This window comes from Janthinobacterium sp. MP5059B (assembly GCF_001758645.1).
GTDB classification, from domain to species: domain Bacteria; phylum Pseudomonadota; class Gammaproteobacteria; order Burkholderiales; family Burkholderiaceae_D; genus Janthinobacterium; species Janthinobacterium lividum.
The window spans coordinates 1,279,752-1,298,277 of record NZ_LRHX01000006.1 but is presented as its reverse complement, the minus strand read 5'-3'; the positions used below and the strand labels follow the sequence as shown (position 1 = coordinate 1,298,277).

Sequence of the window (18,526 nt, the reverse complement as noted above, 5' to 3'; positions counted from 1 at the left end):
CGCTGCTGGTATCCGATTTGCCCACCGGCCCCCCCCCCCAATGGATGCGGCATTGCACAAGCTGCATATGCTCATCATAGGAAACAGGGCGGCCGTGGCATTGAGACAGCGCAAAGCGGCGGCATCCCGGCAGTGTCAGTCTTTGTCAGCCGCCTCCTTGCGCCAGCGCCGCTTCGCGCGCCACCCGCGTATAGGCATTGGCCAGGTCATGCCATTGCTGTTTCGCCGCATTCAGGTGCAGCCGCTCGAGGAAACTGCCCAGCTTGTCGTTCTGCGCCGCCTTGAGCAGGTCGAGGATGGATTGCATGTCGGTCTGCGAGGTGACGACAGCGCCCAGCAGTGCTGCCAGGCCGGTCTCGGCGCCGCGGCTGCTGTTATCGAGCTGCTGGAAAGCTGCCGAAATGCTCTGGATCGAACGCTTGAAGTCGTCGCGGATGGCATTGAACTTTTGCGGCAAGCCATCCTGGCAGTGATGTGACTGGGCCGCCTGTTCAATCTGCCGCAGCGCTTCCTGGGCCGAGCGGTCGGCACCCTCGATGGCCAGGCGGATCTGTTCGCGATAGGCGCTTTGCTGCTGCAGCGACACCGCCAGCGCCTGCGTGCCCGCCTTCAGCTGGGCCGAACTGCGCTCCATGTCGCTGCTCAGCTGTTGCAGCGCCTGCGTCGCCGTTTGCCGCTGCTGGTCGTTGGGTCCGATCCCCTGGCGAATCTGCTCCTGCACCGCCAGCACGCGGTCGGCGTTCGCGTCAAAGGCGCGGCTAAAGGCCGGCAAGCTGTCTATCCACGCCTGGGTGGGAGCATATGCCGCGCCCAGGTTGCCCGCATCGCGTTCGGCGCGGGCCAGCACTTGATCGAGCTGGTTGCGCGTCCATGTGAAATCGACATTCTGCGACCATGTTTCCGTGGTCGTCTTGGTGCACATGCCCAGGCCCCACCACGCATGCTCGCTGCACCAGCTGCACTGCGTGTACAGCGGGTACGGCCCCAGGGGCTGGCGCACGGCATTGCGCATATTCGCCACTTCGCGCTGGAATTGCGCCAGTTGGCGCAGCGCGTTTTCCAGCGCGGCGGTGTTGCTGTTTTGCGCCATGGCGGGCGCATGCAGCAGCCCCAGCGCCAGGGTGGCCATGGCCAGCAGATGCAGCAGGCGTGCGGCGGCGCGCTTCATGGCTGCCGTCCCGTCGCGTCAGGCGGCGCGGGGAAGTCGACCAGCGCGTTGCTGGCGTAGCGTTGCGCGGCGGTGATGAGCGCCTGCCACAGGGGAAAGGCCATGGCGGTGGCCAGTGTTTGCGCCAGCCAGCTGTCGTTGCCCAGTTCAGCGTCGCTGGCGTCGGCCGCAAGCTGGGTCGTACCGGAGCCGAGAGCGCTCCACGCGGTGCGCAAGCCATCCAGCCAGTGGATCAGCTCATCGATAGCCGCTTCCAGCCAGCCGCCATTGGCCAGCAACAGGTTGACGCCTTCCAGTTGCAGCCGCAGCTGCTCGGACAGCGCCGTGTCGCGCGTCAGCTGCTCGCGCAAGGCGTGCAACTGCGCCTCCAGTTCCTTTTTCTTGTGCCCGCTGAACAGGCCCAGGTGCGCCAATTGTTCCTCTATCGATGCGATGGATGCCAGCAAGCGCCCCAGCGCCTCTTGCTGTGCCTGCAGATCGGTGCCCGTCTGTGCTGCCAGCCGGGCCAGCGCCGCATTCGCCGGCAAGACGCCATCCTTCCATTTGTTCAAGCCTTGCAGCAGGGGAGCAATGGACGCGCGCGCTTCTTCCACCATCGGTCCCAGCGCATGCAGTACTTCGCGCCTGTCGCTGGCGCCAACACCCGCCTCCAGCAGTGATTGCTGATACGACAGCATGCTGGCAGCGGCATTTTTCAGGCGCAAGACAAACCACACCAGGCACGCGTACAGCATGGCCGGCGGCGTATTCTGCGCCAGGGCGTCAGGCGATGTGGCCAGCAGGGCGCGCAAGCTTTGCGGCGTGCCAAAGCGGGCCGCCTCGTCCGCTACGGCTTGCGCCGCCGCTGCCAGCGGCTGGTCCGGGCCGGGCTGCAGCTTGTCCGCCTGGACCAGGTAGTACGTGAGGTGATCCCAGGCGCTGCCGCCTTCAAACGCCAGATGGGGATTGCCCTCATCAACAGCTTGCCGCAGCGCCGCCTGTTGCACTGCCAGCGGATATCCGAATTGTCTCGACATGGTGTTTGCCTTTCTAGAAGCCAACGATCGGTATGTTTGCCCCCCGGTGCCTGAGCCGGAGGGCAACTGTCATCAAGCGGCGCGCTGGTTTTCCGACAGGTGCTGGCCGAATGCGAGGTTGTCGTAGTCGACCAGCGATTGCACGGTGAACTGCTTGGCGCTGTCATCGATGGCTTGCCAGGAATCGATGGCCAGCTTGGCTTTCGCCTTGACGAGGAAAGGCATGCTGCCCACGTTCGATTCCGTGATGCTGTTGCCCAGCGTGATCATGTCCGTATTCATCTGCACCCACACGCCTTCCACCGTTTGCAGGTTGCCGAGGAATTTGGACATGGCCGGCCCCACGCGCGCCATCTGCGTGTTGAAGTCGCCCAGGTCGCTGCGCAGCCGCTGTTTCTTTTGCAATTCCTGCGTCTGGCTGCTGATCTGCGTGCAATATTCGTTGTAGGCGGCACGGTTCTGCGCCGCCTTGATGCCCAGCCCGACGCCGGCGGCGATGGCGGCTGCGCCGCCCACCAGCAGCGAGACGCCGCCCGTGAACGGCGCCAGCAGGCCGCCGATCAGCGCGCAGCCGACGGATGCCGTGACGGCGGCGATGGTGAAGTCGCGCCAGGCCTTGTAGGCGGCATCGCGCAGTTTCTCCAGTTCCACGATCTTCGTTTCCAGGCCGCCGATGGTGCGGTTGACATTGGCGATCATCGTCGACGAACTGCTGGTAAATGCCTGCAGCTTGCTGTTGTATTCATTCATTTTCTGTTCGAACAGACCCAGCTTCTTGATCAGTACCGCCACTTCGGCCGACATTTTTTGCGCCAGCGGTATCGGCCCCATGGTCTGGTCGAACAGATAGGCTTTCAGGTTCTCCACCTGTTCCTTGGGCGGCAGGCCCGGCAGTTCATCCAGCACGCTTTGATAGCCGCTCACCAGCTTGGTCGAGGTGTCATGCACGCGCTGGCCCAGCCATACTGTGTGCGTGTAGATTTCTGTCGGCGGCGTCGGCGTGGCCAGCAGGCCGGGATTCTTGATCAGGGCCGCGCGCAGGCTTTTCGGGTTGCCGAATTCGGTGGAGGCGTTTTGCACGCTTTTCATTGCGCCGATGCAATCGAGTACCGTCTGCGAGCCATCGACGGCGCCGTACTTGCTTTCGAAATCGCCTTTGGTGATGGGCAATTCGGTGGCCGAGCCCACATAGGCTTGCAATTCGATCCAGCTATCGCTGAACAGGGCAAACTGGCTCTTTTGTCCGGATTGGGGATTGGCCGGCGTGGTCAAGCCTGGCGGCGGGTCGATCGATGGCGTGGCGGCGGTATTAATAGCGGTAACACTCATGGTAGTTCCCTTCAGTGATCAGGTCAGACTGCGTGGAAGTACGGAAAACAGCTACTGAAAACGCTGGCGTCAGGCGGCGAGCCTGGCCGTCAGTTGCTGCTGCCAGTCGGGCTGGTCTGGCGGCAAGCTGGCGCCAAAGCCGATCAGATTGGCATCGACAAAGGACCCGGTAACAAACGCCTTCAAGGCGTTGTCGAGCGTGCGCCAGCCATCGGCAGCCTTGACCATCTCGGCTTCGCGCAGCCATGGTCCGGTGTGCAGGTTGTCCACGCTCAAATCGCTGGCGCGCGCGCCCAGTTCTCGCGCCGATGCGCTCCAGGCCGCTTGCACGCTGCGCAACTGGCCCAGGATGCCGTTGGATGCCGGCAGCGAGAATTTCATCAGTTCATCGAGCGCGCCCAGGTCGCTGCGATAGCACGCGCGCTTGGCGAGGAAGGCGCTCTGCTCGTGCACTTCCTGTACCAGACCATCGTATTTGCCGCGCGCCACGCCGGCCGCCGCGCCCAGCGCCGCTGCGGAGAGGGCCACGCCGCCGCCCGTGACGGCCGAACCGATGGCAAAGCTGCCGCCGCCCGTGGGCACGGCCAGGATCACCATGATGGCAATGCCGATGATGCCGATGACGGCGGGCACGATGCAGGCAGAAATGGTCAATGCCAGCCATTTCGAATAGGCGGCGTCGCGCGCGCGCTCCAGTTCGCCGATTTTCTGTCCCAGGGCGCCGATTTCCTTGTCGAGTTCAGTGCGCGTCTTGGATGAGCGTTCGGTGAAGGTGCGCATCAGCAACTGGGCGTCGTCCAGCGCTGTTTCGATGTGTTCGAACTCCGCGATCAACTCGCCGATTTTCGCGATGGTGTCCTGCATATTGTCGAGTATCTGGCCATTGTCGAGGAACAGGCTCCGGATACCGGCCGTGGCGTCGGCCGCCGATTCGTGGCGCGCCATTTCCGGGATGCTGCGCAAGGTCGACGACAGCGTAAAGGCATCGCGGTGCGCCCGCTCCACGGTCCAGACGGTGGCGGAAAAGGCATCGTTTTTCGGGCGCGTGCCGTTGGCCAGGAAATTCGGATCGTGCAGGATCTTTGCCCGCAGGCTGCTGGGACTGCCGTAGCGCTCGGCCGTCTGGCGCAGCTTGCGCATGGCGTCGAAGCATTCCTTCATTTGCGAACCGGACGAAGCGTCGCCGTAGCGCTGTTCGTATTCGCCGATATCCGACGGCAGGGCCAGCACGGCCTGGATGCGCGTCTGCAAGTCGATCCATTGCTGCGAGGCCAGCACGAAGCGCTGGCCATCCGGATTGTCGCCCGGTGTCAGCAGAGTGGAAGAGGGCAGGAACAATGTCATGTAGTTCTCCAGTTCAAAGTGGTCGCCAGGCCGCGCCGTGCAGGCGTGCCGGTGTCTGACAATATGGAAAAAACCAAAGACTTTGCCGCAGCTGCGCCAGCCTGCGTGGTCGACATGGCAGGGCGTCGCGTAGACGGCGAAATCACAGCGACAGCCCTGATGCGCGCGGCGGAGCGGCGCGGGCGAAAGAGCGGCAGGCATGGCAGGAGATGCTGGCGGGCCGGTCTTGTGCGCGGATTCTGACAGGTAGTATGCACTTTTTATATGGCGACATTCTCTCTAAAGATAACTCGCCTCGATTTATTTCGTTGTTTGAAAACATGTGTTTTGCAGCTTGATTTTGCGCAAATGTTTGAATCCGAACGCCGGTGTTTTGCGTATCTTCAGGGGCGGGCCACAAGCAGTTGTTTTCAGGATGAACGGGAGAAGAGATGCAATCCAGAAAAATCCCTTTGGCATTGGCCTGGCTGGCCATCCAGGCCAGCGCATGGGCGCAGCCGCTTGCCGCCGCGGTGCCCGATGCCGTTGCCAATGAAGCGCGCACCGTACGCGTGACGGGCCACTACGACAACGCCGTCGGCACGTCGGACGCGGCCAGCCAGGGCGTCATCACCAGCGAACTGATCGTCAACCGGCCCGCCTTGCGCACGGGGGAGCTGCTGGAATTCGTGCCGGGATTGATCGTTACCCAGCACAGCGGCGACGGCAAGGCCAACCAGTATTTCCTGCGCGGTTTTAACCTCGACCACGGGACGGATTTCGCCACGCATGTCGATGGCATGCCCGTCAACATGCGCACGCATGCCCATGGGCAAGGCTATTCCGACCTCAATTTCCTCATTCCCGAACTGGTGCAGCGCATCGACTACAAGAAGGGGCCGTATTTCGCCAGCGAAGGTGATTTTTCCTCGGCAGGCAGCGCGCGCATCCGCCTGGCCGACAAATTGCCGGAGGGCCAGGCCAGCGTGTCCGTCGGCCAGCATGGCTATGTGCGCGGCGTCGTGGCCGATTCCTTTGCAGCAGGACAAGGCACCTTGCTGTACGGCCTGGAAGTCAACCGCAACAACGGCCCCTGGGATGTGCCGGAAAGGGTGCGCAAATATAGCGGCGTGCTGCGCTACAGCCAGGGCACGCCGGACAACGGTTTCAGTGTGACGGCGATGGCGTACAAGAATAGCTGGAACGCCACCGACCAGGTGCCGCTGCGCGCCGTGGCATCGGGCCAGATCGGGCGTTTCGGCAGCCTGGCGCCCAGCGACGGCGGCGATACTTCGCGCACCAGCCTGTCCTACGCCATGCGCCAGCGCACGCAGAACCGCTTGTTCGAGCTGGACGCTTACCTGATCCGTTCACAGTTGGAACTCAACAGCGATTTCACCTACTTCCTGGCCAACCCGGCCACCGGCGACCAGTTCCAGCAAAACGAGCGGCGCACGGTGGCGGGCGTGAATGCGGCCGAAAGCTGGAGCACGGAGTTGGCGGGACTGCCCATGCGCAACAAGGTCGGCGTGCAGGCGCGCTACGACAGGCTGTCGCCCGTGGGCCTGTACACCACGGTGGAACGGGTACGGCAGAGTACTGTGCGCGAAGACCGGGTGCGCGAGGCCAGCATCGGCCTGTATGGCGAAAACACCGTGCAATGGCTGCCCTGGCTGCGCTCGGTGGCGGGCTTGCGCTACGACGCCTACCGTTTCAATGTCAACAGCAGCATAGCCGGCAACAGCGGCGCGGCGAACGATCACGTGGTCTCGCCGAAGCTGTCCCTGATCCTTGGCCCATGGAGCAAGACGGAATTCTTCGTGAACTATGGAAAAGGTTTTCATAGCAACGATGCACGCGGCACGACGCAGACGCGCTTGCCCGATGGCGAGGCCGCCACGCCCGTCACCCCTCTGGTACCGAGCAAAGGCATGGAACTGGGCGCGCGCACGGAATGGCTGCCGGGACTGCAAAGCTCGCTGGCCCTGTGGCGCCTCGATATCGCGTCGGAATTGCTGTTCGTGGGCGATGCGGGCGTAACGGAGCCGAGCCGCGCCAGCCGCCGCCACGGCATCGAGTGGAACAACCATTATATTGCGGCCCCGTGGCTGCTGTTCGACCTGGACCTGGCCGCCTCGCGCTCGCGCTATACGGAAAATGATACGGCCGGCAATTTCATTCCGGGCTCAATCGACAAGGTGGCCTCATTTGGCGTGACGGTGACGGACCAGGGGCCGTGGTCGGGCGCCTTCCAGCTGCGCTATTTCGGCCCCCGTCCCTTGATCGAGGACAATAGCGTGCGCTCCGCCTCGACCACGTTGGCGTATGCGCGCGTGGCGTATCAGCTGAACCGCAGGACGCGCATCTCGCTCGACGTGTTCAACCTGTTCAACAAGCGCGCCAGCGACATCGATTATTACTATGCGTCGCGCCTGCCCGGCGAGGGGGCGGACGGGGTGAATGACCGGCATTTTCATCCGGTGGAACCCCGTTCCGCGCGCCTGACCTTGTCATATGCGTTCTGATAACGGTAGACTGGGGCATGACAGATCATTTGGTAAATACCAGCAAATTCCTTTCCCTCATCCTGCGCCACGCGCCTGAAAAAATCGGCCTCGCGCTCGATCCCCACGGCTGGGCCGACATCGGCCAGCTGCTGGCGCTGGCGGCGCAACATGGGCGCCGGATTTCCCGTGAACAATTGGATGACGTGGTGGCGCACGACAGCAAGACGCGCTACGCCATCAGCGACGACGGCTTGCGCATCCGCGCCAACCAGGGCCACTCGCTGGCGGCCGTCGATATCGCCTTGCCGCCCACTACGCCGCCTGCCATGCTGTATCACGGCACGGCCAGCCGTTTTGTCGAGGCGATCCGCGCCGGCGGCCTGCTGCCGGGGTCGCGCAACCATGTGCACCTGTCCAGCAAGCACGAAACGGCCGTGGCTGTCGGCGGGCGCCATGGCAAGCCCGTCGTGCTGACGGTGGATGCGGCCGCCATGCGGGCGCAGGGCCACGTGTTTTATGTGTCCGACAATGGCGTATGGCTGACTGACGCCGTGCCGCAGACCTTCATCACTTTTCCCTGAGGGGCGCTTCCACGCCCGAATAGGCCAGCACGGCGTCGGGCAGGCGCGCGCCCCGGATAGCAATGGCCGCGACGGCCTGGTTCAGCTCGGCCACCTCCGCCGCCGTCAAGCGCACACCCGCCGCACCGATATTGTCCAGCATGTGCGCCATCTGCGTGGTGCCGGGAATCGGCACGATCCACGGCCGCTGCGCCATCAGCCAGGCCAGGGCGATCTGCGCCGGTGTCACCTGCTTGCGCGTGGCCCAGCTATTCACCAGGGCCGCCAGCGCCAGGTTGTGCGGCAGGTTCTCCGGTGAAAAACGCGATTCGATCTTGCGGATGTCGCCATCGGCAAAGCGCGTTCGGGCATCGATGGCGCCTGCCAGGAAGCCCACGCCCAGCGGGCTCCACGGCACGAAGCCGATACCGAGTTCCTGGCACAGGGCCAGCACGCCGTCTTCCGGCCCCCGCCACAGCATCGAGTATTCGCTTTGCACGGCACTGACGGGCAGGGCCGCATGGGCGCGGCGCAAGGTGTTCAAGCCCATTTCCGACAAGCCCCAGTGCAGCACCTTGCCTTCTTGCATGAGGTCCTGCACGGCGCCGGCCACGTCCTCGATCGGCACTTGCGGGTCGACCCGGTGCTGGTACAGCAAGTCGATGCGGTCCGTGCGCAGGCGTTTGAGCATGCCTTCCACGGCCAGCTTGATGTGCGCCGGACGGCTGTTGCGGCCCGGACGCCGCTCGCCCGTTTCCAGGTCGATATCCCAGCCGAATTTGGAAGCGATGACGATCTGGTCGCGGAACGGTGCCACGCCTTCGCCGAGGATGCGTTCCACCTCGTGCGGACCATACGCCTCGGCCGCGTCATAGAAGGTGTCGCCGCGCTCGAATGCCGTGCGGATAATCTTGTGCATCTCCGGACGGCGGGGCACGGTTGTCTGGTAGGTACGGCTCATGTTTTGCACGCCCAGGCCCACGCTCGATACTTCCAGCGTGCCCAGCTTGCGGCGCCCGGCCACTGTCGTTTGCACCACCTGGCCTTGCGCCGAGCTGATCAATGGCGTGGCGGCCTGGCTGCCGGCCGCCAGCAGGAAGCCGCGGCGGCCCGTGCTTGTATCTTCTGTTGGCATATGTGCTTTCCCTTAAATATCAAGCGTGCGTTCGGCCATCCACCGGACAATGGCCGGGTCGCGGTGCGAAAAGAAGCTGCTGGTAGCCGTTTCCAGGGTGGCGATGGCGGCCATGTCCGCTTCATCGAGGTCGAAATCGTCGATGGCCAGGTTTTCCGCCATGCGCTCGCGGCGCACGGTCTTGGCCAGCACGGCGATGCCCCGGTGCGTGAGCCAGCGCAGGACGACCTGGCCCACGGACTTGCCGTGTCTGGCGGCGATGCCCAGCAGCAACTCATTGTGGAAAAGGTTGTTGCGGCCCTCGGCAAATGGCGCCCACGCCTGCGGCTGCACGCCGTGCTCGAGCATGAAAGCCACACTGTCCGCCTGCTGGTGGAAAGGGTTGATCTCGATCTGGTTGACGGCGGGCGCGATGTCGTTGAAGGCGATGAGGTCCATCAGCCGGTCGGGCTGGAAGTTGCTGACGCCAATGGCGCGCAGCTTGCCGCCGCGATAAGCGTCCTGCATGGCGCGCCAGGAACCGTGCACGTCGCCAAACGGCTGGTGGATCAGGAATAAATCGAGATAATCGAGCCGCAAGCGTTGCAGCGACTGCTCGATGGCGTCGCGCGTACGTTCATAGCCCGTGTCCTGCACCCACAGCTTGCTGGTGACGAACAGCTCTTCGCGCGCCACGCCGCTGTGGGCGATGCCCTTGCCGACGGCCGCCTCGTTCATATAGGACGCGGCTGTGTCGATCAGGCGGTAGCCGGCGGCGATGGCGTCGATCACGCTGCGTTCGCATTCTGCGGGGTCGGGAATCTGGAAGACGCCGTAGCCGGCGACGGGCATGCTGATGCCGTTATTCAGGGTGAAGCGGTTCATGGCTGGCTCCTTCAATCATTGACAGGAGCTACTTTACGGCGTCAGCCACTCGTTGATAAGCCGTTGGAATCGGCATGGTCTTATTAGCGAGGCTAATGAATCGCCCCGCTCATGCGCTGATCAGCTTGATATCGGCAATTCTCTCCACCAGCCACACGCAAGCGACCAGCGCGATGGCCAGCGAGCCGACGGTCAGCACTTGCCGGTACAGCCAGGTCTTGCGCAGCAGCCAGGCGAGCGGCAGGAAGGCGGCGACGATGGCCAGCTGGCCCAGTTCCACGCCCACGTTGAAACCCAGCAGGCTGGCCAGCAGCGAGCCTTGCGGCAAGCCCAGGTCGCGCAGCACGCTGGCAAAGCCGAAACCGTGGATCAGGCCAAAGGCGAAGGCGGCCACGGGACGCTTGCCGTGGAACAGGGGCAGCAGGTTGTTCAGCGCGGCCAGGATCACGGAAGCGGCAATCGCCGATTCCACCCAGCGCGACGGCAGCGAGACGAGCGACAGGCTGGCCAGGCTCAGTGTGATGGAGTGGGCCAGGGTAAATGCCGTGACGACTTTAAAAACGTCAATAAACGCTGCGTTCAAACCCAGATGCAAAGTCTGGGGTCGGACCCTCAGGGTCCGACCCCGGCTCTCCGCCATTGGGTTTAAACGGTCCGTGTCATTTGGACTTTTTAGCAGCACGGCCGGCAGCAGCAAGGACAGCAAAAACAGAATATGGTCGTAGCCGATCCAGATATGCCAGATGCCGTGTTTCACATACGCGCCGAACTGCGCCAGGCGGTCGGGCGCGGCCAGGGAAATCGTCTGGCGTGGGCTATCCGGGTCGAAGATGGCCGTTTGCGTGGCCCCGCCGCTGGCGATCTTGAACAGGCCCTTGTGCTGCGGATCGAGGTCGGCGAACAGCGTGTAGCCGATGCTTAAGGTGGCTGGCGCGGCGTTGCCGGGGCAGGCGGCCGCAAAGCGCAGCACGCTGTAGGCGCCGTCCGTGTGGCTGTCGATCAGCTGTTCGACGGCTTTCAAGGGGCAGACGCCCTCGTCGCTGGCCAGCTGCAGGCGCTGCAGCGCGTAGGCGGCGATGGCGTCGTGGCGCGCGCGGATTTCATCCCAGGTCAGGGCGCCGTCGCCATTGCCGTCGAGCCCGATGGCGAAATCGAGGTCGCGCAGGGCGATGTCCCATTGCCCTTCGATCTGCTGGCCGTGCACGGCCAGGCTCAAATAACTGTCGCTGGGCTTGTGCGCCTGCGCGGGGGCCAGCCAGGCGGACAGGGTGAGCAGCAACGCGAGCATGCGGGTGTTCACAGCGCACCTGCTTTCTTTGCGGCGCTAAGCTTTTGCGCATCCTGCGGCCCCAGCTGCCTGGAGAGCCGCTGCAGGGCCACGTCTTCCACGCCATGCGCCGCCACCCAGGCCAGCACCGGTTGCGCCGCGGCGTAGTTGCGCGCGGCCAGGGCCGCTTCCAGCAAGATGCGCATGTCGGACACTTCCTTCTGGATGGCCCAGTTCTTCTGCGCCAGTTGCAGGGCAGCCGGCACATCCTGTTGCAAAAACAGGGCGAAGCGGGCCTGTTCGCGCTGGTGCACGGTGTCGCCGCGCTGCATGGCGGCGTTGAAGCGGGCCGCGAGTTCCGCCTTGGCCGCCTGGAAGGCCGTCTGCTGGCCGGGCAACGCTTGCAGGGCCAGTGCGTAACGCAGCAGCAGGGCGTCGATGCGCTGCTGCTCCTTCAATAACCGGGCGACTTCCTGCGGGCGCTTGCGGTCGAGCAGGAAATCCGCGTAGGCGCCCAGCAGATAGCTGTCGCGTGGCTGCTGCGCCAGCGCCCTGGTGTAGCGCGCTTCGGCCAGCGTGGACTCTCCGCGCCGCGTGGCCATTTCCGCCAGCAGGGTCAAGGCCCAGCTATCGAGCTCGGGTGCCGCGCCGGCGCTGCGTTGCAGGGTCAGTTCCAGCAGGCGCTCGCTGCTGGCGGCGCGGCCCGTGACGCTGGCGATATTGGCAAGGCAGGTGAAGGTGGCCAGCTGTGTCGTCAATGCCGACAGCCGGGCGCAGCTGGCGGTCGCCTGGGTGTAGTCGCCCTGCACGGTGAGGACGGTGGCGCGCGTCAGCCAGGCCTGGGCGTTTTGCGGCTGCTGCGCGATGACGGCCTCGAGGTCTTGCAGGGCCGGGCCGAACTGGTGGGTGCTTTGCAAAATGGTGGCGCGCAGCAGGCGCACGGGGACGGGCGGCGCCGCCTGCCGCCACCAGGGCGCCAGCGCCGCTTGCGCGTAGCCCAGGTAGCGCGGGTCCGTTTCGCTGCGGGCCAGGGCGATGTAGCGCTGGGCCAGGCTGGTGGCCAGGGCCAGGTCTCGCGGCGTGTCATTCAGTTGCTGGCGCAAGCCGCGCAAGGCCAGCTGCGCGGCATCGGCGCGGCGCGGCAGCTGCTCGATGACGGCGCTGCCGTCTTTCGGCGTGTAGGGAGCGGCCCATGCCAGCATCGGCAGGCAGGCGCACAGCAGGGCAATCGGTGTTTTCATCGTGGACGCCATCGACGGTGGAGTGGGGCAGCAAGGGCGGGCTGCCGGAGAACGTGGTCTCCGGCGCCCGCGCTTGCTTACTGCGCGTTACAGCGGTACCGGCTCCGTATTTTCCGGAGAGGTCGCCATGATGGCGTCGATGGCGACGCCGTCCTTGTCATCGCTGGTGGTCAGAATGACGTTGCTGACGGCCACATAGAAGGCGTCGAGCAAGACCACGGGCGGAGGGTTGACACCGCCGTCACCGTTGTCGCCGCCGTGGCTGCTACCGCCGCCTCCGCAGCCGGCCAGCATGGCCGTGAGCGCCAGGGCGCTGATTGCATGGAGCTTTTTCATCGCATTCTCCTCGTTACAGCTGCGGCGAACCGGCCACGGGATTTTTCAGGTAGGGGAAACCTGCCGTGAACGCGGTTTCGTCGAGGAAGGCGCCATCCGTGAAGTGCAGGGTGCCAGCCGGGGCATCGGCCGGGGCGCAGCCGATGTTCAGGGTGCACAGCTTGCCCATGGCCACGCGCAGCACCACGTCGACCACGTCGTCGCCGGGGCGGCGGCCGTTCGGAAAGCCCGCGTTATCGCCGCCGATGACGCCGAGGCGGTTTTGCGCGCCGACATTGGTGGCCGCGATCGAGGTGTTCAGGCGCAGCATTTCCGACGCCGTCACGGTGACGGGCTGGTTCACGCCCTTGATGCCCGTTAAAAAGGTGGCCACCAGGTCGTTGCGGGGGAAGTTGGTGGGTGCCTTGGCGCCTGCCGAGCCGAACAGCACTTCCACCAGGGCCGGCGCCGTGGGGTTGGTGACGTAGTCGGCAAACTGCGCGTCGCCCGATGGCTTGCTGGCGTTGAAGCGGTCCTTGTCCTTCAGGCCGATGACCAGTTCATTCACCAGCGGCATGCCCAGGCGCGACACTTGCACCCACGCGCCGCCTTCCTTCGACGCCGTGGTGGCCGTGCCCGGCGCCGGGTTCAGCAGGCGGCCCTGGCGCAGGCTGGCCGTGGTCCAGCCGCCGATGACAGGATCGCTGCCGGCCGTCAGGCAGGTGGTCGGTACTTCCATCTCGATGGCCGTGACGTTCTTGCGCGCCAGGTCATCCTTGGCGGCGGACTCCGCATTCGCGGCAAACTCCGTGGCGGGCGCCTTGATGTTGATCAAGTCGAACGTTTCGCCCAAATTCACGACGAACGGGTCCTTGCGCTGGCCGACGAACAGGCGCGCCGGCGTGGCGCAGCCGGGAATGTTGACGGCGTACACATGCTGCGCGGCATACGCGGCGTAGTTGGGGATGGCCTTGTTGCCGATATTGTCGACGGGCTTGTCGAAGGTCGTGCCGCCGCCGCTGGCGTTGGTGACGGCGCTCCTCGTGCCCGTGCGGCGGTCTCCACGCACCAGCGTCACGCTGTAGGTTTCGCGCACGTTCAGGCCGGCCGGGTTGACGGAATCGATGGCGCCGCCGTTGATCACGAGTGGAATCGAGACTTTCTTGCCGCCCACGGTGAACTGGCCATCCTTGATGGTGTTGGTAAAGCGGAACTGGAAGGTGAGGTCTTCCTTGCCGTCGCCATTGTTGTCGATATGGATTTCGTACAGGGCGGCGGGGTCCATGGCGAAGTAGTTCGGGCCGCCGTAGGCGTCTTGCAGGGGGATATAGTCGGCCACCAGCGTGGTGTAGGCCCCGCGGCCCGCTTCATAGCTGCGGAACATGTAGAAGTCGGTGGCGTCGACTTTCGGGTTTTGCGTGATGAATGGCGCTTCGCGGTGGCTGGAGGCATAGGCCGCTGGCGCGATCGCCAAGGCCAGCAGGTTGCCCAGGAGTGCGGCGCCCAGTGCGGTTTTCGAGTGTGACAAAGACATTTCGATTCTCCCGATTTTTGTTAGCGTTGACAGACAAGTCCAAGAAACTGCAGGCTGCCTCACTTGTACGCGCGGAAGAAGAAAACGGATTCACTCCTGGGAAAAGGATGTCATTGGCTTACCAGGCCAGCACTTTCGGCCCTATGGCCGCTCCGATGGCGGTCGGCACCAGCATGCCCAGCACATACCAGAAGCCGACGAAGCTGGCCGCCAGCTCCGGGCAGTGCAGGCAATACACGAGCGCGGCCATGCCGCCGGCGGCAAATCCGGCAGCGGCGCCCGCCAAGCGCAGGCGCGTGGGCGCCAGCTGGCGCATCAGGCGCAGCACGGCGGCCAGGATGGGCAGCGAGAGCAGCGCGATCAGCAAGGGGCAGCTGCGCCAGGTGGCGCCCCAGAACAGCTCGGCACGTTGCTCGGGCGGGGCTTCCTGCAGGATGATGGCGCCCAGCGCCCACATCAGCAGCAGGGGCATGGCGATGAGCAAGGGCAGGGCGCGCGTGGCGGCGCCTGGCAGGCACAGGCGGCGGCTGACATGCCAGGCCGCCAGGCAGAGGCAGACGACAAAGCCCACCTTGATCCAGAAATCGGGCAGCTGGGCCAGTTGTTCCAGGTTGGGCCGCACGCCCAGCAGGACGGCCATCAGCGCCACGCTGGCCAGCAGGCCGGCGCCCAAAGTGCCTGCGGCGCGCCAGCGGGCGCCCGGTGGCGGCGCGGCAGCCACGTCGGGGCCGCTGGCCAGCATGGCGATCAAGTCATCGGTTTTCATGGTGCAATCCCTTCATTGCCTGTTCTTAAATTGGCCGCCAGTGCCTTCAAGCCGCGATGCACGGCCACTTTGACGCTGGCTTCCGAAATCTGCATGGCCGCCGCCGTGTCGCGCACGGACCAGCCGTCGAGCTTGGTATGCACGATGGCGTCGCGCTGCTGTGCCGGCAAGCTGGCCAGCAGCTTGCCCAGGTCGCGGCTCGCTTCGGCCGCCTCGGCGTCGGCGCTGGAAAACAGTTCCTGCGCGCCATCTTCTTCGTCATACGGCAAGTGCTGCGCCTCGCGCCGCGCATGCCGGCGCAGCCAGTCGATCAATTTATAGCGCGCGATCGCATGGATCCACGACGTCAGCGGCACGCCCGTATCGTACGTCAGACGCTGGTTGTGGATAGCCAGCAAACACTCCTGCACCAGGTCTTCCACCTCGTCCGGCCAGCGCTGCAGGCGGCGCCGCAGGAACGCGCGCAAATGGCCGCTGGTGGCTTGCAAGAAACTGCGATAGGCCGCCGCATCGCCATCGAGCCCGCGCAGCATCAAGCCATGCAGCCGCAATTCCGTGCCATGCAGGTGTTCGCTTACAGGTATTCGTTGCATGCAGGCCTTTGGTGACAGGCATTGAAAAAAATAAATCCCGGATTATTTTGCTGGCGGCTGTAACCAATCGGCCTGCGGCGGCGAATTGACTGGCAAGCACGCTTCTTAATTCAATATACCGGTGAAAGACCATGGACATCAAGCACCGCCTTGCAACACTGCTTTTCCCCGTGCTGGGCACGGTCCTGGCATCCCCGGCCATGGCGCAGCTGGCCGCCGGCCAGCGCTGCGCCGTGCAAAGCGGGCCGCAGACGGCGGCGCTGGTGGAGCTGTACAGCAGCGAAGGCTGCTCCAGCTGCCCGCCCGCCGACCAGCGCCTGAGCGCCTTGCGCAAGGAAGCGGGCTCGGCCAGCCTGATCGTGCCGCTGGCCCTGCACGTCACCTACTGGGACCAGATCGGCTGGACGGACCCGCTGGCGCAGGCGCAATTCGATGCGCGCCAGGCCGAACTGCTGCGCCACCAGCCGCGCCACGTGGCCTACACGCCGCAGTTTTTCGTGGGCGGCACGGAATTGCGCAGTTGGGATACGCAGCTGCCGGCCGCCATCCGCCGCATCAACGCGACCGCCGCACCCGTCAATGTCAGCCTGTCCGCCACGCCGGGGCCTGGTGGAAAATTATTGCTTGAAGCCAATGCCAGCGCGCCGGACGCACAGACGGGCGGCCAGCTGTACGTGGCCATCAGCGAAAGCGCCATCGTCTCGAAAGTGCTGCGCGGCGAAAACCGCGGCGCCACCCTGCATCACGATGCAGCCGTACGCCTGTGGCTGGGGCCGGTGTCTCTGGCGCAAGGCCGCGCCCAGCTGCGCCGCGCAGTCAACCTGCCCGCCAGCTGGCGTCCGGAGCAGCTGCAAGTGGTCGCCTTCGTGCAGCGGGCCGACAGCAGCGCCATCCTGCAAGCCGTCAGCACGGCATCCTGCGCGAAGGGAGTGATGTGATGAACGGACAAGCGAGCGTGATCCACCCCGCCTGGCTGCGCCTGACGCACTGGCTCAATGCCGTGGCCGTCGTGGTGCTGGCCACCAGCGGCTGGCGCATCTATAACGCGGCGCCATTTTTCCCCTTCGAGCTGCCGCGCGCGCTGACCCTGGGCGGCTGGCTGGGTGGCGCCCTGCAATGGCATTTCGCCGCCATGTGGCTGCTGGTGGCCAATGGCTTGCTGTATCTGGCGATTAACATCGTTTCGGGACGGCTGCGGCGCCAGTTCTTTCCCCTGACGCCGCGCTTGCTGCTGGCCGATTTTATGGCTGCCCTGAAAGGCAAGCTGGCCCATGCGGATCCGCGCCACTACAACATGGTGCAGCGCGCCGCCTACCTGTTCGTCATGCTCGACTGCATCGTGCTGGTGCTGTCCGGCCTGGTGCTGTGGAAGTCCGTGCAATTTCCCCTCCTGCGTGAGCTGATCGGCGGCTACGAGAGTGCGCGCAGGGTCCACTTCATCGCCATGGCGCTGCTGACGGGCTTTGTCGGCGTGCACCTGCTGATGGTGGCGCTGGTGCCGCGCACCCTGGTCGCCATGCTGCGCGGCCGCTGAAGGAGACGATCATGAAAAAAACCATCCTCGTGGCAAGGCAGGGCCAGGCCATGCTGGACGATGCCTTGCGCCAGATCAAGCAGCCGTCGCGCCGTTTGTTCCTGCAACGCAGCCTGACCCTGGGCGGCCTGTCACTGCTGACGGGTTGCAACGTCAGCGACCCGTCCGGCATCGAGACAGCCCTGACGGCCGTGTCGCGCTTCAACGACAGGGTACAGGGCTGGCTGTTCGACCCGACCAAACTGGCGCCGACCTACCCGGACTCCATGATCACGCGGCCGTTTCCCTTCAACGCGTATTACGGCGAAGATGAAGTGGAAGAAGTCGATGGCGACGCCTGGCGCCTGGAGTTGAGCGGCTTGATCGCCGACAGGAAGCCGTGGATCCTGCCGCAGCTGCGCGCCTTGCCGCAGGAAACCCAGATCACGCGCCACATCTGCGTGGAAGGCTGGAGCGCCATCGGCAAGTGGGGCGGCGTGCCGTTTTCCCACTTCCTGAAGCGGGTCGGCGCCGACACGACGGCGAAATACATCGGCTTCAAGTGCGCCGACGATTATTTCACCAGCATCGACATGGCCACGGCCCTGCATCCGCAAACCATCATGGCCCTGAGCTACGACGGCCAGGAATTGCCGCCCAAGTACGGCTACCCGATGAAACTGCGCATGCCGACCAAGCTGGGCTACAAGAATCCCAAGCACATCCAGGCCATTTTCGTCACGAATACGTATCCGGGAGGGTATTGGGAGAATCAGGGCTACAACTGGTTCGGCGGTTCCTAGGACGGCCGGAGAGGCGGCCAGTGCGGCGTTGCATTGCCTTGTCGTACTAATCGTACTGCCTGCGGCAATGCGCCTGGCCCTGACCACCTCCCGGCCTTCCTATTATTTATCAGCAAGCAGCACCCGTAGCACCGCAGTCGCTTTCACACCGGGCATTTGCCCAACTAACCCAGAGACAAGGACTTATCATGAAAACCACGATCACCACCTTCGCCGCCATCCTCGCTTCCGCCATCCTCATGTCGGGCGCCGCGTTCGCCCAGGATGCCATGAAGAAAGACGCCATGGCCAAGGACGCCTCGGCCGATACCATGCACAAGGATGCCATGGGCAAGGACGGCATGCACAAGCCGATGGCGAAGAAGCACATGAAGAAGGACCACATGGCCAAGGATGGCATGGCGAAAGATGCCATGGCAAAAGACGGCATGAAGAAGGATGACATGAAAAAGGATGACATGAAAAAGGATGGCATGGCCAAGGATGCGATGGCCAAGTAATACGGGCGTCCGGCGCCGCCTGCGTGGGGGCGCCGGGCCTGGCTTGCGCTTCCCCTGCGTTTGCGTCATGTTAATCTTGCAATACTATTATT

18 protein-coding genes are annotated in these 18,526 nt (G+C 64.4%); 6 read left to right on the top strand and 12 right to left on the bottom strand.

The window, feature by feature from the left end; all coding sequences use genetic code 11:
- Positions 1-145: 145 nt before the first annotated feature.
- The 4 genes from JAB1_RS10470 to JAB1_RS10455 form a co-directional block, all read right to left on the bottom strand.
- Positions 146-1,168, bottom strand: a complete 1,023-nt coding sequence (locus JAB1_RS10470; protein WP_034782363.1) for a hypothetical protein — start codon at positions 1,166-1,168, stop codon at positions 146-148.
- The gene (locus JAB1_RS10465) at positions 1,165-2,184 is read right to left on the bottom strand and encodes a hypothetical protein (RefSeq protein WP_070279785.1); all 1,020 of its coding nucleotides are present in this window, start codon (positions 2,182-2,184) and stop codon (positions 1,165-1,167) included. The genes JAB1_RS10470 and JAB1_RS10465 overlap by 4 nt, the downstream gene beginning before the upstream one ends.
- A gap of 72 nt (positions 2,185-2,256) precedes the next feature.
- A complete protein-coding gene (locus JAB1_RS10460) occupies positions 2,257-3,513 on the bottom strand; it encodes an alpha-xenorhabdolysin family binary toxin subunit A (RefSeq protein WP_070279784.1) in 1,257 nt (418 codons plus the stop codon).
- A gap of 69 nt (positions 3,514-3,582) precedes the next feature.
- Positions 3,583-4,857 carry an alpha-xenorhabdolysin family binary toxin subunit A gene (locus JAB1_RS10455; RefSeq protein WP_070279783.1) on the bottom strand — a complete coding sequence of 425 codons (1,275 nt, stop codon included), beginning with the start codon at positions 4,855-4,857 and terminating at the stop codon, positions 3,583-3,585.
- 431 nt (positions 4,858-5,288) lie between these two features.
- Here JAB1_RS10455 and JAB1_RS10450 point away from each other — a divergent pair, with 431 nt between their 5' ends.
- Both JAB1_RS10450 and JAB1_RS10445 read left to right on the top strand, forming a co-directional pair.
- Positions 5,289-7,361 (top strand): TonB-dependent receptor, encoded by a 2,073-nt coding sequence (locus JAB1_RS10450; protein ID WP_083299662.1) that lies wholly within the window; start codon positions 5,289-5,291, stop codon positions 7,359-7,361.
- Positions 7,362-7,378: 17 nt separating this feature from the next.
- A complete protein-coding gene (locus JAB1_RS10445; protein ID WP_070279782.1) occupies positions 7,379-7,924 on the top strand; it encodes an RNA 2'-phosphotransferase in 546 nt (181 codons plus the stop codon).
- Here JAB1_RS10445 and JAB1_RS10440 read toward each other — a convergent pair.
- The 8 genes from JAB1_RS10440 to JAB1_RS10405 form a co-directional block, all read right to left on the bottom strand.
- The gene (locus JAB1_RS10440; RefSeq protein WP_070279781.1) at positions 7,911-9,038 is read right to left on the bottom strand and encodes an aldo/keto reductase; all 1,128 of its coding nucleotides are present in this window, start codon (positions 9,036-9,038) and stop codon (positions 7,911-7,913) included. The genes JAB1_RS10445 and JAB1_RS10440 overlap by 14 nt on opposite strands.
- A 12-nt stretch (positions 9,039-9,050) precedes the next feature.
- Complete coding sequence (locus JAB1_RS10435) at positions 9,051-9,902, bottom strand: aldo/keto reductase (RefSeq protein ID WP_070279780.1); 852 nt, start codon at positions 9,900-9,902, stop codon at positions 9,051-9,053.
- Positions 9,903-10,011: 109 nt separating this feature from the next.
- On the bottom strand, positions 10,012-11,190 hold the full coding sequence (locus JAB1_RS10430; RefSeq protein ID WP_070279910.1) for a HupE/UreJ family protein: 1,179 nt from the start codon (positions 11,188-11,190) through the stop codon (positions 10,012-10,014).
- 8 nt (positions 11,191-11,198) lie between these two features.
- Positions 11,199-12,410, bottom strand: coding sequence for a hypothetical protein (locus JAB1_RS10425; RefSeq protein WP_070279779.1), 1,212 nt, complete (start codon positions 12,408-12,410; stop codon positions 11,199-11,201).
- 87 nt (positions 12,411-12,497) lie between these two features.
- Positions 12,498-12,746 carry a hypothetical protein gene (locus tag JAB1_RS10420; RefSeq protein WP_070279778.1) on the bottom strand — a complete coding sequence of 83 codons (249 nt, stop codon included), beginning with the start codon at positions 12,744-12,746 and terminating at the stop codon, positions 12,498-12,500.
- 13 nt (positions 12,747-12,759) lie between these two features.
- The gene (locus JAB1_RS10415) at positions 12,760-14,259 is read right to left on the bottom strand and encodes a DUF4331 domain-containing protein (protein WP_070279777.1); all 1,500 of its coding nucleotides are present in this window, start codon (positions 14,257-14,259) and stop codon (positions 12,760-12,762) included.
- 118 nt (positions 14,260-14,377) lie between these two features.
- Positions 14,378-15,025 (bottom strand): DUF1109 domain-containing protein, encoded by a 648-nt coding sequence (locus JAB1_RS10410; protein ID WP_070279776.1) that lies wholly within the window; start codon positions 15,023-15,025, stop codon positions 14,378-14,380.
- A complete protein-coding gene (locus JAB1_RS10405; RefSeq protein ID WP_070279775.1) occupies positions 15,022-15,618 on the bottom strand; it encodes a sigma-70 family RNA polymerase sigma factor in 597 nt (198 codons plus the stop codon). The genes JAB1_RS10410 and JAB1_RS10405 overlap by 4 nt, the downstream gene beginning before the upstream one ends.
- 131 nt (positions 15,619-15,749) lie before the next feature.
- Between JAB1_RS10405 and JAB1_RS10400 the strand changes: the two genes are divergently transcribed.
- The 4 genes from JAB1_RS10400 to JAB1_RS10385 all read left to right on the top strand — a co-directional run bounded on the left by JAB1_RS10400 (position 15,750) and on the right by JAB1_RS10385 (position 18,434).
- A complete protein-coding gene (locus tag JAB1_RS10400) occupies positions 15,750-16,556 on the top strand; it encodes a DUF1223 domain-containing protein (protein WP_070279774.1) in 807 nt (268 codons plus the stop codon).
- Positions 16,556-17,152, top strand: a complete 597-nt coding sequence (locus tag JAB1_RS10395; protein WP_070279773.1) for a cytochrome b/b6 domain-containing protein — start codon at positions 16,556-16,558, stop codon at positions 17,150-17,152. The genes JAB1_RS10400 and JAB1_RS10395 overlap by 1 nt, the downstream gene beginning before the upstream one ends.
- A gap of 11 nt (positions 17,153-17,163) precedes the next feature.
- Positions 17,164-17,934: a molybdopterin-dependent oxidoreductase gene (locus tag JAB1_RS10390; RefSeq protein WP_070279772.1), complete on the top strand. Its 771-nt coding sequence runs from the start codon at positions 17,164-17,166 to the stop codon at positions 17,932-17,934.
- 188 nt (positions 17,935-18,122) lie between these two features.
- Entirely contained in the window at positions 18,123-18,434 is a 312-nt protein-coding gene (locus JAB1_RS10385) for a pentapeptide MXKDX repeat protein (RefSeq protein WP_070279771.1), read from the top strand.
- Positions 18,435-18,526: the final 92 nt, after the last annotated feature.